Source organism: Ligilactobacillus aviarius (assembly GCF_001654615.1).
GTDB lineage: Bacteria > Bacillota > Bacilli > Lactobacillales > Lactobacillaceae > Ligilactobacillus > Ligilactobacillus aviarius_B.
Genome location: NZ_LWUD01000011.1, coordinates 18,889 through 32,332, shown reverse-complemented (window position 1 = coordinate 32,332; position 13,444 = coordinate 18,889). Strand labels below are relative to the sequence as shown.

Genomic DNA, 13,444 nt, shown 5'->3' with positions numbered 1-13,444 from the left:
GCCGCTACTTCAGCCATTGAATCCTCGTGAGTTTGGTAATAGTTTATCACACTTAATTTGAAATCAGCAGTAAAATTCCGTTTATGCCGCCGTGGTTTGAGAGCATCAGGACCATTTAACCGGTATCTTTGAACCCATCTAGATATTTGACTTTCTCCAATATGATATTTCTCACTTAAATCATTGATACTCTGTGCAGTTGAAAGATATTCATGAACAATCTGCGCCTTTAATTCAGGTTTATATTTAACCATACAAAAAGTGCCTCACAATCATTAGTTTTTTGTCTAACAATTGTAGGGCACTTCACAAAGCCGCAACCTTCTTTAATTAAAATCTGAATTATTACTAAACATGTAACTCTTATGGTGATACCTCATCGACATGATCAGGCCGATCCCAATCATGTTCCCAATCAACGAAGATCCCCCTTGACTAATAAATGGTAATGGAATCCCCGTTAACGGAAGCAATCCGATACTCATTCCAATGTTTTCAAATACGTGGAATAAGATCATCATAATAACCCCGGTTGAAATGTATGCGTAAAATTCATTCCGGGTTTCAAACGTTACTTGAACCATTTGGAAAATCAACAACAGATAGATGAAAATCAAGACACATCCACCAATAAAGCCAAAGTTTTCCCCAATAACAGAGAAAATCATATCAGATTCCCGAACAGGAACGTAAACGTTTGAAACGTTGAACCCTTTTCCAAATAACTGACCAGAACCAATGGCTTCAATACTCCGCCATAACTGGTAACTTGAACCGGTCGTGTTATTTTCAGGGTGCAACCAAGCATCGATCCGTTGGAATTGGTAGTTTTGGAATCCTAAGTGCAACAGCACTCCCCGGTTGAAGACCGCAAAGTAAATTGCGATTGCCCCAATAACGAAGAATGCCCCGAAAATTGGAACAATGATGCGCCATGAAATTCCGGAAATTAAAACCATTCCGCCGAAAATTGCTAAGAAAACCAACGTTGTCCCAAAGTCATTTTGAAGTTTTAACAAAATAACGATCGGCAACGTCCAGAGAAACATTTTACCAAGCAGCTTCCAATCCGTTTCAATCGTATGTTCTGGATATAGGGAATTATGCTCGGCAATTACCCGCGCCAGCATCAGAATATACGCGGGTTTCATCACTTCAGACGGCTGGAAAGTCAATGATCCGATTGCAAACCAGCTTTTCGCCCCTGTTTGAGCCGCATACGAACGACTATACAGGAAAAGCAACAGGAACATCAGTGTGATTCCGATGCCGTAAGCAACCGGAGCCACTTTCCATAACTGCTCGGCGTCAAACTGCATGATGATCACGACCGCGATGATTCCGAAGACATACCACATTGCCTGTGAGACTAACGTTTTAGTTACACTCGCATTACTTGTATCGTGCTTAACGGCAACGTAAATCGAAAGCATCCCGATCACGGCTAAAACCAGAACTGAGAAAATGATTCCCCAGTCGATCCGGTCATCATTACTTTTTACCCGCCGGTTATTTTTCGTATTACCCAATTTAAAAGCTCCTTTGCGTAATCATCCTATGAGTGTAAATGGTAATGACTGATCAAAATATTAACTGCTTCTGAATGGCTTTTCACACTGAACTTTTCACCATCTGGAAGACTAGCAGTAAACTTATCATCTTCAGGTTTGACCGTTCCCAAAGACTTTTCACCTAATTTTAATTCAGCAACCGTTACCCCATTGATTACCTTCTCATCTTCAACTAATTCAATCGTTTTAGTTTTTTTTGACACACGCTTACCTCCTTAAAGTTATTTATTTAAATGTTCTTCATTGTAAAAGAAATTTTCATTGGGATCATCTTTCCAACTTTCATTTCGCTGCAAGCTGAAATGATCTGGAACGGGATCATATCCACCCTTCACAAACGGATTACACCGTAAAATTCGCGCTGCAGCCATCAAGCCGCCTTTCAATGCTCCAAACTTTTGAATTGCCTGCAAAGCATAGTTCGAACATGTCGGGTAATACCGACAGCTTGGCGGAAACAACGGTGAAATAAACCGTTGATATTGATGGATGATCCACGTAAAAATGCGTTTAAACATTTCGATTATCTCTTTTGATTTTCGCTGCCAAGAATCTTTTCAAGCAAAATTCCCGTTCCGACAGCAACATCATCTAATGGTGTATCTGAAATATTAACCGGGATGTTCAAATTATCCATCAGTAATTGGTCCATGCCATCAAGCAATGCACCACCACCCGTCATCATGATCCCATGATCGATGATATCGGCTGCAAGTTCAGGTGGAATTACTCCTAAAACATCTTTTGCCGCTTCAACAACGTTCATCATGGTTTCATTCAACGTTGGTTCGACATCGTCAGACTTCAAGGTAATTGTCCGCGGCAGTCCTGAAACTGTATCCCGGCCGCGAACATCGATCTCTTCATTCCGGTGTCCTGGAACAACCGTCCCGATTTCGATTTTTACCTTTTCAGCAGTCCGTTCACCAATTTGTAAATTATACTTCTTCTTTACAAAGTTTAAAATATCCATGTTCAACCGGTCACCGGCAATCTTCAATGAACGACTGGCAACAATATCACCTAATGAAAGGAACGCAATATCACTTGTTCCCCCACCAATATCGATGACCATGTTCCCAAATGGTTTGAAAATATCTAAGCCAGCTCCAACAGCTGAAACTTTTGGTTCAAGTTCCAAATAAACCTGACCGCCGCCAATTTTTTCAGCAACTTGGCGAATTGCCTTATGTTCAACGTCCGTTGTATTCGTTGGGCAGCAGATCATAATATTTGGTTTTGACATGAACCCCTTCACATTCAACTTCTTAATGAAATATGAAAGCATTTGTTCCGTAATATCAAAATCTGCGATCACTCCGTCTTTTAACGGGCGGATTGCCCGGATACTTCCTGGTGTCCGGCCAACCATTTGATATGCTTCTGATCCAACAGCCAGAACCTTATTTGATTTTGAATTGACAGCTACTACTGAAGGTTCGTTTAATACAATTCCTTCACCTTGGATATTGATCAGCACATTGGCTGTACCCAAGTCAATCCCAATGTCTTTTGCCATAGCAATTCTCCTTTAATAATCATTACTCAAAATTAAGGATATATCTCGATTATTATACCATAGAATCATTTTTGAATTCACGTAAAATCAAGATAATTGTTAGTACCAAAAAAGGGACTGTTCCAAAATCCAGCCCCTTATTACTTAATAATTTGATTAATTTTTAACTTCGCTGTTGATCTTCATTTCGTTTCCGGTAATATCATTGACCCGCTTGATTTCTGCACCTAATGAAGCAAGTTTTTGATTAAAGTGCCAGTATCCCCGATCAAGATATTCCAAATGGGTTACTTGCGTGATGCCCTTTGCGATCAACCCAGCAAGGATTAACGCAGCAGCGGCCCGCAAGTCAGTTGCAGCAACTTCAGACCCGCTAAAGTTCGTTGGGCCGTTCAAGACAGCCGCATTGCCTTCAACCTTAAAGTCGGCATTCATCCGCCGCAATTCTTCAAGGTGCATGAACCGGTTTTCAAAGACCGTTTCCGTTAATGTACTTGTCCCATCAGCCGCTAATTGAGCAACACTGATTTGTGGTTGCATATCAGTTGGGAAACCGGGATGCGGCATTGTCTTCACGTCTGCCGGTTTAAGTTTTTCCGGTCCGATTACGCGAATGCCATCATCTTCCCGAATTACTTGCGCACCCATTTCTTCAAGTTTAGAAATCAATGGTTTGTTGTGTTCTTCAACCGCATCTTTGATCAAAACATTTCCATTGGTGATTGCTGCGGCAACCATAAATGTTCCGGCTTCGATCCGATCTTGAACGACCGTGTGTTCAACTCCGTGAAGGTGATCAACCCCAACAACCTTGATTGTTTCTGTTCCGGCACCGGTTACGTGTGCTCCCATCTTATTTAAGAAGTTGGCAAGATCAACGATTTCAGGTTCCCGAGCAACGTTTTCAATGATCGTTGTTCCCTTGGCTAAGGTTGCAGCCATCATAATGTTTTGGGTTGCCCCAACACTTGGGAAATCAAGATAGATGTTCGCACCCTTTAACCCATCCGTTGTTGCTTCGATATAACCATCGTTGCGAATGATCTTGGCACCCATTGCCTCTAATCCCTTTAAATGCAAGTCAATCGGCCGGGAACCAATTGCACAGCCCCCAGGCATTGCAACCTTCGCATGTTTAACCCGTGCCAAAAGCGGCCCTAAAACAACGATTGAAGCCCGCATCTTTGAAACATATTTGAATGGTGCTTCGTATGATAATTCATCGGTTGAGTCAACCGTAATTTCTTTTTGATCTTCATCAAATCCAACTTTAACATTTAAAAAGCGGATCACATTATTCATTGTAAATACATCTGATAAAATCGGGACGTTATGTAAAACCGTGCGGCCTTCAGTTGGAAGAATCGATGCAGCTAAAATTGGCAAAACCGCATTTTTTGCTCCTTCAATTTCAACCGTTCCATTTAACTTGTTTCCGCCGCGAACAATAATTTTTTCCAAGTCTAATCCTCCATTACAATAGATATCCTAAATTTCGTACACTATCGATGAAGTTTAGGAAAAACTGACTTACTAAAAAGCCCAGGGCCGTTGAAACCAAAATAAGAAACAGCCGAAACGTCCGTTGCCGTTCCTTATTGACATAGTAATCCAGCCGCAAATCGCGCAAGATTTTAAACGTAATCAGGATAAAAGTAAAGTTACTGATGATCGTCAGTAACGCGTTTAATCCAATTTGTCTCATTAACCCCTCACCTCTCAGTTTGCAATTATAATATCATAGTTGTCCTTTAGATAACAATATTAATGATAAGTATATCTCGCATACCTAATTAATATACACCCTTTTATATCAAATAACATTAATTTTTAAATTAACTTAATATTCACCTTTCAATTAAAAAAGAGGTCATGGAAAACCATAACCTCTTTTTTCTCTCAAAGACTAAATCTCACTAATGACCTGAAACCTTGATCCGGTTTAAAGCCCGCTTCAATGAAATTTCAGCCCGCTTTAATTCTTTTGCATCATGTTCATTTTGTGCCTTTTCGATTCGTTCTTTAGCCCGGTCGCGCGCACGTTCTGCCCGTGATGTATCGATATTTTCTTTTCTTTCAGCTGCTGAAGCAACGATTGAAAGAACGTTATTTGAAAATTCTAAGAATCCACCGCCAATGGCAATTTCATCGTATTGATCTTCTCCAGTCTTGACCCGCACTTCATCGATTGCCAATGAAGCTAACACAGGAGTATGGTTCGGCATAATTCCAAGTTCACCTTCAGCAGTCTTACAGATCGCCAAAGTAGTCTTGTTTTCATAAACTTCACCATCTGGAGTTACAACAGATACTGTTAATTCAGGTTTGTCACTCATTTGACGTTCCCTCCTTAAGCATTAGCTGCCAATTTCTTAGCTTTCTTTACAACATCTTCAATTGTTCCGACACTCCGAAATGCTTCTTCTGGAAGATCATCATACTTCCCTTCAAGAATTTCCTTGAATCCTTGAACTGTTTGTTCAACTGTTACGTATGATCCCGGGAATCCATTGAACTTAGCAGCAACGTGGAAGTTTTGTGATAAGAACAATTGGATCCGCCGTGCACGTGCAACCGTTAATTTTTCTTCATCAGATAATTCATCCATTCCAAGAATTGAAATGATATCTTGCAATTCACGATAACGTTGCAATACGTGTTGAACTTCGGTTGCTACTTGATAGTGTTCTTCACCAACAATTTCAGGAGCCAACGCACTTGAAGTTGAAGCAAGCGGGTCTACGGCTGGGTAAATCCCTTGTTGTGTCAATGAACGTTCCAAGTTAGTTGTGGCATCCAAGTGAGCGAAAGTTGTTGCTGGAGCAGGGTCAGTATAGTCATCGGCAGGAACATAAACCGCTTGAATTGAAGTGATTGAACCCTTCTTCGTTGAAGTGATCCGTTCCTGTAATTGACCCATTTCAGTAGCCAACGTTGGTTGGTAACCTACGGCTGAAGGAATCCGTCCAAGCAAGGCTGAAACTTCTGAACCAGCCTGAGTGAACCGGAAAATGTTATCGATGAAGAGCAAAACATCTTGACCTTCAACGTCACGGAAGTATTCAGCAATTGTTAAACCAGTCAAAGCAACCCGCATCCGGGCACCAGGTGGTTCGTTCATTTGACCGAATACCATGGCTGTTTTATCCAAAACGCCTGATTCCTTCATTTCAAAGTAAAGGTCGTTCCCTTCACGTGTCCGTTCACCAACACCGGTAAATACTGAGATCCCACTGTGTTCTTCAGCAATGTTGTGGATTAATTCCTGAATCAAAACAGTCTTCCCAACACCGGCACCACCGAACAAACCAATCTTTCCACCTCTGATGTATGGAGCAAGCAAATCAATAACCTTGATCCCTGTTTCCAAAACTTCAGTCCCTGGATTCAATTGATCGTAAGCTGGAGCATTGCGGTGAATTGGATCACGACGATGGTCTTCACTAAATTTAGGACCGTTATCGATCGTGTCACCTAAAACGTTAAATACCCGTCCTAAAGTATCTTTACCAACTGGAACAGAAATTGATGAACCTGAGTCAATAACTTCTGCGCCACGCTTCAACCCATCAGTTGAATCCATGGCAACCGTCCGCATAACTCCGTCCCCTAATTCAAGGGCAACTTCAAGAACCAAGTCTGAACCATCTTCACGTTTTACGTGAAGCGCGTTGTCAATTTCAGGTAAAGATTCATTTAGAGGAAATTCAACGTCAACAACAGGTCCGATAACTTGTACTACTTTACCAGAACTCATTCGTAATTCCTCCTAATTTTATTCTAAGGCAGCTTGAGCACCTGTAATTTCAGTAATTTCAGTTGTAATTGCACTTTGCCGTGCACGGTTGTATTGCAATTGCAAGGTTGAAATAATGTCATCTGCGTTATCTGAAGCAGATTTCATTGCTGTTGAACTTGAAGCATGTTCAGATGTCTTGGCATCCAAGATTGCGCCATATACCAAGCTTTCAGCATATTGCGGCAAAACAACTTCCAAAATTGCATCTTGGGATGGCTCTGCATCGTATGCTGGAGCTAATTGACCTTCCTTGGCATCTTCAAGTCCGTCATTTTCCAAATCACCAACGTTTTCAGCGGTAATTGGAAGCATTTGTTCAGCACGAAATTCTGACGTTAAGGTGTTTACGAAGTGGTTGTAGCAAACGTACAACTTGTCGAATGCTCCGCTTGTAAACATCGTAACGATTGCTTGAACAATTGGCCGAACTTCTTTAAACTTCGGCACATCATTAACACCTTGATATTCGTATCCGATGTTAAATCCGCGTTGCTTAAAGAAATCTGCACCAGTTGAACCAATTGCTAAGATCACAATGTCATCTTTCTTGTTGTCAGCCTGACTTACGTTATTAATCAACGTCATTGTTTGCTTTAATACCGTACTGTTGTAGCTTCCAACTAAGCCCCGGTCTGATGTGATCACAACAATTCCGACTTTCTTGACCGGACGTTGTTGCAACATTCCCAATGAACTCATCGGATCGTCGCTCTTCTTTGATGAGCTGCTTACTGAAATGCTATCCAATAAGTGTGATTTAGCAAGGTGAGTGATTACACTCCGAATCTTGGCGGCATAGACTTGATAACTTGCTGTATGTCTTTGAATTTGATTCAATTTTACAGTTGATACCATTTGCATGGCATTTGTGATTTGTTGTGTTTTCTTGGTCGAATTGATTCGACGCTTAACACTTTGTAATGAACCAGCCATCAGCCTTCACCACCCTTTCTATTTGTTGCTTGCTTGGAAAGTATCAGCATAGTCCTTGATTGCAGCATCAAGTTTTGCTGTATCTGGTAATTGACCAGTCTTCTTAATTTCGTCAAGCAAGTCTTTGTGATTATTGTCGAAGTAGTCAAACAATCCGTCTTGGAACTTCGTAATATCATCGATCACAACTGAGTCTAAGAAGCCGTGAGTCAATGCATAAAGGATCACAACTTGTTTTTCAACAGGAAGTGGTTTATGTAATGGTTGCTTCAAAACTTCAATTGTCCGACGACCACGATTCAACTTAGCTTGCGTAGCTTCGTCCAAGTCTGAACCGAATTGAGTAAATGATTCCAATTCAGCGTATGAAGCTAAGTCCAAACGTAATGTTCCGGCAACTTTCTTCATGGCTTTGATCTGAGCGTCACCACCAACACGTGAAACCGAAGTCCCGGCATCGATAGCAGGACGAACCCCAGCATAGAACTTATCACTGTCCAAGAAAATCTGTCCATCAGTGATCGAAATAACGTTAGTTGGAATGTATGCTGAAACGTCCCCGGCTTTTGTTTCAATGAATGGCAAAGCAGTCATTGATCCGCCACCAAGTTCATCACTTAACTTAGCAGCCCGTTCAAGCAAACGTGAGTGCAGGTAGAAAACGTCACCTGGGTAAGCTTCACGGCCAGGAGGTCTTCTCAAAATCAATGAAAGTTCACGGTAAGCATCAGCCTGCTTTGTTAAATCATCATAAACGATCAAAACGTGTTTGCCGTTGAACATGAACTCTTCACCCATTGCGGCTCCGGCATATGGAGCGATGTAAAGCATTGGAGCAGGTTCTGAAGGACCAGCTGAAACAACGATTGTGTAATCCATTGCGCCAAATTTACGCAAAGTTTCAACTTGTTCACGAACGGTTGATTCCTTCTGTCCAATCGCAACGTAGATACAAATCATATCTTGATCCTTTTGGTTCAAGATCGTATCAATTGCCAATGATGTCTTCCCAGTCTTCCGGTCACCGATAATTAATTCACGCTGGCCCCGACCAATCGGAACTAAAGCATCGATCGCTTTGATCCCAGTTTGAAGTGGTTCTGAAACAGATTGCCGTTCCATAACACCTGGAGCTTTCCGTTCTACTGGACGTGTCTTATCGGTTTTAATTTCGCCTAATCCATCAATTGGTTGTCCTAATGGGTTTACGACCCGGCCAATCAATGCGTCCCCAACAGGAACTTCCATGATCCGGCCTGTCCGCTTAACGGTGTCACCTTCGCGGATTCCCTTGTAATCACCCAAAACAACGATCCCAACATCTGTTGATTCCAAGTTTTGAGCCATTCCGAATACTCCATTTTGGAATTCTACCAATTCACCAGACAAGGCATTATCGAGACCGTTAGCACGAGCAATACCATCACCAACATAAGTAACAGTACCAACTTCATCAACAGATAATTCATCTTTATAATCTGCTAATTGTTTCTTAATAAGAGCACTGATTTCCTCAGCCTTAATGCTCATAAAAGTCTCACCTCTTTAACGTTTTAGTAACAGACGCTTGATCTTTTCAAGCTTCGTCTTAATTGAACCGTCATAAATATGACTTTCAGATTGCATCACAACCCCGCCAATGATCGATGGATCAACCTTTGCATCCAAGATAACTTGGTTTGCACCTTCAACCTCAGCAAATTTCTTTGCAAGGGTATCCTTTTGCTGATCATCTAATTCAACGGCTGTCCGGACAACGGCCCGAACGACTTTGCGTTCTTGATCATAAAGTCTGTTAAATTCATCAATGATTGCTTCTAAGTTGCTGATCCGCCGATAGTCAAATAACATGTTGAGCAGATTAGAAACTAATGCTGAAGCATTTGCAGTTAACGCAGAAAGAGTATCTTTCTTTGCTTTCTCATCGATTTGCGGACTTGTCATAAAGTTAACAAATCCAGGTTCTTGATTTAAAGCTGCTTTTAATTCATTTAATTCAGCTGCTGTTTCAGCAAGTGAATCTTGTTCTTGCGCAACTTCAAAAAGGGCATTGCCATAACGACGTGCAATTGTTGCATTATCTATTGCCATTTTGCTTTCCCAACCCTTCAATATATGAATCAACTAATTCCTTTTGACTTTCAGGTGTTAGTTCTTTTTGAATAATCTTCGAAGCAATTTCAATAGATAATTCAGCGACATCGTTCTTTACACTTGATAAAGCATCTTGCTTTTCTTGTTGAATATCTTTCTTGGCATTGGCCTTCATTGTTTTAACTTCTTCATTTGCAGCATTTACAATTGAAGCTTTTTGTTGTTCACCGTTTTGTTTTGCGCGGTCAATGATTCCAGCAGCTTCTGTCCGTGAATTTTCCAAAGCAGTTTGCCGTTTTGCAGCAAGGTCTTCAGCTTCTTTCCGGGCCTTTTCAGCAGAATCAATGTCGTTTGAAATCTTCGTTGCACGTTTGTCCATCATCTTTGTAACGGGACCCCATGCAAAGTGTTTAACAATCAACAACATGATAATGAACATAATAAGGTAGAAGAGGAAATCTCCCCATTGTACCCCTGCATCACCAAGTAAAAATGTCGAATACATCTATTGACACCTCCTTCATTCAAATATAACTTGAGTTACTTTTTCGTGAAGGTTATTTAGCATATAACATGAATGCAATAACGATCGCAATAATCGGGACAGCTTCGACCAAACCAACACCAATGAACATGTTTGTCCGTAATTGACCTGTTAATTCTGGTTGACGAGCCATTGATTCCAACATCTTTGAAATAATTAAACCGTTACCTACACCAGTACCAATAGCAGCAAGCCCTGCGGCAAGTCCTGCACCTAATAAAGCAAATCCTGTAACCATAGTATTACATCCTCCTTATGTGTGTGAGTAATTATTCTTTTTCGACCTTTTGTGAAATATATACCATTGTCAATGTTACAAAGACATAGGCTTGGATTGATCCAATAAAGACGGAGAATCCTTGCCAAATCAATTCCAATGGGATGGCTGGGATAAATGTGAGTAAGCCATGTGATTGAGCCAATTGGAAAATCAACTTCAACAATACTTCACCGGCATAAATGTTACCGTAAAGACGAAGAGCCAAAGTAATAAAGTTCGTAAATTGTTCCATCAATTTGATTGGGAACAATGCTGGATAAGGACTTAAGAACGAATTCTTGAAGTATCCCTTAAAGCCGAACCGAACAACCCCGGCAAGGTGGGTAATTACCAGTACCATAAATGCCAACGTTAATGTTGTCATTGGCGAAGCAGTTGGACTTTTGACGTATGTAACATCTCCAATTACGAATTGAATGATCAACCCTAATTGGTTAGCAACGAAAATAAATACGAAAAGTACGAATGCGAACAATCCGTAATTACTTCCTTGGGCATCGGGAATCGCTGATTTCACAATTCCATTTGTAAAATCAACGATCCATTCGAGAATATTCTGCTTGCCGGTCGGCTTCATCTGCAAGTTGCGTGAAAGCCAAATTAAAACGGCACATACAATAATTGCTGTAACAAGTCCGGCGACACAGTTCCCGACGTTAAATGAGAGCCCAAATAGCTTGACAATTTTACTTCCGTCATCAAACACCAAGTCTCACCTCTTTTCAATTGTAATAAGGTTGAAAACATTACGGTCGAACCATAAAATGATTTCGATCCAAAGATGGACAATCTCTGAATACATTTTTCATCATACCACCATTTTTATTAAATACAAAACCAATTTAAAGGCGTAGCACCACCATTTAAACGTATTTTAAAAATTTGATGTAAACGCTTTATAAGCATAAAACGTCACAAAAAAATCGCGGTATAATCACATTTTGATTTTCTTAAACTTTATTAATAGAATTTATAGATTAATTAACAACTATAATATTCGGCTATTATTTTGTTCCAAAGAGCCGATCACCGGCATCGCCTAATCCGGGAACAATGTAACCATTTTCGTTTAAGTGATCATCCAATGCAGCAGCGTAAACATCGATGTCCGGGTGGGCTTCCCGCAAAGCCTTGACCCCTTCTGGAGCAGCAACTAAGCAAACAAATCGAATTGATTTGGCGCCCCGCTTCTTTAATGCATCAACGGCTGCAATGGCTGAGCCGCCAGTTGCCAACATTGGGTCAACGATGATCATTTCCCGTTTATCAAGGTGATCTGGCATCTTGACAAAGTATTCGTGCGGTTGAAGGGTTTCTTCATCCCGGTACATTCCGATGTGACCGACCTTTGCGGCTGGCAATAATTCAAGGACGCCATCGACCATTCCAAGTCCTGCCCGCAAAATTGGAACGACAACGACCTTTTTCCCAGCCAACCGTTTTTCAACGGCCGTTGCTACTGGGGTTTCAACCTTAATATCTTCAAGCGGCATATCACGGCAAACTTCGTAAACCATCAATTCGGCAATTTCGTTGACAACTTCCCGAAATTCCCGTGTTCCGCAATCCTTGTTTCGAATAATCGTTAATTTGTGTTGAATTAATGGGTGATCTAAAACTTCAAACTTTCCCATTTCAAACATCTCCTTTAATTTTTATTCAGTCCTATTTTATCGGATATTAAATAATTTTGCTACTCTAAACCCCAAGTTTGATTTCCGCTGGCTTTTTCCAAGCGGTTCATGTAGGCTTCCCCTAAACCGGTTGTTGGGAACTTTTGAACGAGGATTATTTTGGCATGTTCATCATTGTCTAAATGCCGGATCCCTGCAAAGAATTCTTTGCTTGCCGATTGCACATCTTGCCCTAAACTGAATTGAAGTTCAGCATTTGAAAGCGAAGCTAACACCTTATCCGTTGCCATTACCGCTACCTTTTGATCCTGATCCTTAAGCCACTGGTCAACTTGATTCCAATCCTGGTCATTGACCATCAAAACCTGGGCATCCGGACTATAATGCTTGTATTTCGCTGCCGGAGCTGCATCCTTACTGTCCTTCAGTAAAACTTTTGTTCCAAGAACATCTTCAATTTCTTTCGTACTGATTGCTCCTGGACGAATAATAATCGGCGTATCACCGCTTAAATCAATGATCGTTGATTCAACGCCGACTGCGGTTGGTCCATCATCAACAATGCCCGCGATCTTGCCTTCCATATCATGAAAAACATGCTCAGCGGTCGTCGGGCTCGGCTTGCCTGATGAATTAGCAGACGGCCCAACGATTGGGGTTCCTGCTAGTTCGATCATTTTCAGCGTTACTTGATTATCGGGCATCCGAAAAGCAGCGGTTGGTAATCCGCCCGTAACAACTGGAGCTAACGCATGCGGCAAGGTTTTAAAGATCAGCGTCAACGGTCCTGGCCAAAATTGCTTGATCAGCTTTTGCCCCCATTCATTGATCTCCCCAACAAACCGTTCAACCATTGCCGTTGAACACACCGTAACGTTTAACGGGTTATCGGCTGGCCGGCCCTTAACTTGGAAAACCCGTCGAACAGCCTTTTCATTGGTTGCATCTGCCCCTAATCCATAGACGGTTTCAGTTGGAAACGCAATTAATTCTCCAAGTTGAATTTCTTTTGCTGCTTGCGCAACTTCATCTGGTTTATAAATTTTAGTAATTTCCATTCGTTTGATTTC

The 13,444-nt window shown here is 41.3% G+C and carries 17 protein-coding genes; all 17 read right to left on the bottom strand.

The features are described from left to right. A partial coding sequence (locus A3O17_RS02520) for a helix-turn-helix domain-containing protein (RefSeq protein WP_155729646.1) occupies positions 1–254 on the bottom strand: 254 nt, incomplete at its 3' end. A 72-nt stretch (positions 255–326) separates the two neighbouring features. Further along, positions 327–1,529: an FtsW/RodA/SpoVE family cell cycle protein gene (locus A3O17_RS02515; RefSeq protein ID WP_064207916.1), complete on the bottom strand. Its 1,203-nt coding sequence runs from the start codon at positions 1,527–1,529 to the stop codon at positions 327–329. A gap of 26 nt (positions 1,530–1,555) precedes the next feature. Continuing rightward, entirely contained in the window at positions 1,556–1,774 is a 219-nt protein-coding gene (locus tag A3O17_RS02510; RefSeq protein ID WP_057826863.1) for a DUF2969 domain-containing protein, read from the bottom strand. A gap of 18 nt (positions 1,775–1,792) precedes the next feature. Further along, complete coding sequence (yidD, locus tag A3O17_RS02505) at positions 1,793–2,089, bottom strand: membrane protein insertion efficiency factor YidD (RefSeq protein ID WP_057826862.1); 297 nt, start codon at positions 2,087–2,089, stop codon at positions 1,793–1,795. Positions 2,090–2,094: 5 nt separating this feature from the next. Then, entirely contained in the window at positions 2,095–3,090 is a 996-nt protein-coding gene (mreB, locus tag A3O17_RS02500; RefSeq protein ID WP_057826861.1) for a rod shape-determining protein, read from the bottom strand. Between the two features lie 156 nt (positions 3,091–3,246). Further along, the gene (gene murA / locus A3O17_RS02495) at positions 3,247–4,551 is read right to left on the bottom strand and encodes a UDP-N-acetylglucosamine 1-carboxyvinyltransferase (RefSeq protein ID WP_064207915.1); all 1,305 of its coding nucleotides are present in this window, start codon (positions 4,549–4,551) and stop codon (positions 3,247–3,249) included. A 13-nt stretch (positions 4,552–4,564) separates the two neighbouring features. Beyond that, positions 4,565–4,795: a DUF1146 family protein gene (locus A3O17_RS02490; protein WP_057826859.1), complete on the bottom strand. Its 231-nt coding sequence runs from the start codon at positions 4,793–4,795 to the stop codon at positions 4,565–4,567. A 211-nt stretch (positions 4,796–5,006) separates the two neighbouring features. Further along, positions 5,007–5,426: a F0F1 ATP synthase subunit epsilon gene (locus A3O17_RS02485; RefSeq protein ID WP_064207914.1), complete on the bottom strand. Its 420-nt coding sequence runs from the start codon at positions 5,424–5,426 to the stop codon at positions 5,007–5,009. A 14-nt stretch (positions 5,427–5,440) separates the two neighbouring features. Then, positions 5,441–6,847, bottom strand: a complete 1,407-nt coding sequence (gene atpD / locus A3O17_RS02480; protein ID WP_057826857.1) for a F0F1 ATP synthase subunit beta — start codon at positions 6,845–6,847, stop codon at positions 5,441–5,443. A gap of 18 nt (positions 6,848–6,865) precedes the next feature. Next, positions 6,866–7,822: a F0F1 ATP synthase subunit gamma gene (locus A3O17_RS02475; protein ID WP_064207913.1), complete on the bottom strand. Its 957-nt coding sequence runs from the start codon at positions 7,820–7,822 to the stop codon at positions 6,866–6,868. Between the two features lie 18 nt (positions 7,823–7,840). Beyond that, positions 7,841–9,352, bottom strand: coding sequence for a F0F1 ATP synthase subunit alpha (gene atpA, locus A3O17_RS02470; RefSeq protein WP_057826855.1), 1,512 nt, complete (start codon positions 9,350–9,352; stop codon positions 7,841–7,843). A gap of 15 nt (positions 9,353–9,367) precedes the next feature. Further along, complete coding sequence (locus A3O17_RS02465; RefSeq protein WP_064207912.1) at positions 9,368–9,913, bottom strand: F0F1 ATP synthase subunit delta; 546 nt, start codon at positions 9,911–9,913, stop codon at positions 9,368–9,370. Beyond that, entirely contained in the window at positions 9,900–10,421 is a 522-nt protein-coding gene (gene atpF / locus A3O17_RS02460) for a F0F1 ATP synthase subunit B (protein WP_057906521.1), read from the bottom strand. Before atpF ends, A3O17_RS02465 begins: the two co-directional genes overlap by 14 nt. Before the next feature lie 52 nt (positions 10,422–10,473). Then, on the bottom strand, positions 10,474–10,698 hold the full coding sequence (gene atpE / locus A3O17_RS02455) for a F0F1 ATP synthase subunit C (protein WP_064207911.1): 225 nt from the start codon (positions 10,696–10,698) through the stop codon (positions 10,474–10,476). A gap of 31 nt (positions 10,699–10,729) precedes the next feature. After that, complete coding sequence (gene atpB / locus A3O17_RS02450) at positions 10,730–11,446, bottom strand: F0F1 ATP synthase subunit A (RefSeq protein WP_064207910.1); 717 nt, start codon at positions 11,444–11,446, stop codon at positions 10,730–10,732. A gap of 298 nt (positions 11,447–11,744) precedes the next feature. After that, positions 11,745–12,374: a uracil phosphoribosyltransferase gene (upp, locus tag A3O17_RS02445; RefSeq protein ID WP_064212852.1), complete on the bottom strand. Its 630-nt coding sequence runs from the start codon at positions 12,372–12,374 to the stop codon at positions 11,745–11,747. A 59-nt stretch (positions 12,375–12,433) separates the two neighbouring features. Beyond that, a complete protein-coding gene (locus A3O17_RS02440; RefSeq protein WP_064207908.1) occupies positions 12,434–13,432 on the bottom strand; it encodes an L-threonylcarbamoyladenylate synthase in 999 nt (332 codons plus the stop codon). Between the last annotated feature and the right edge of the window lie 12 nt (positions 13,433–13,444).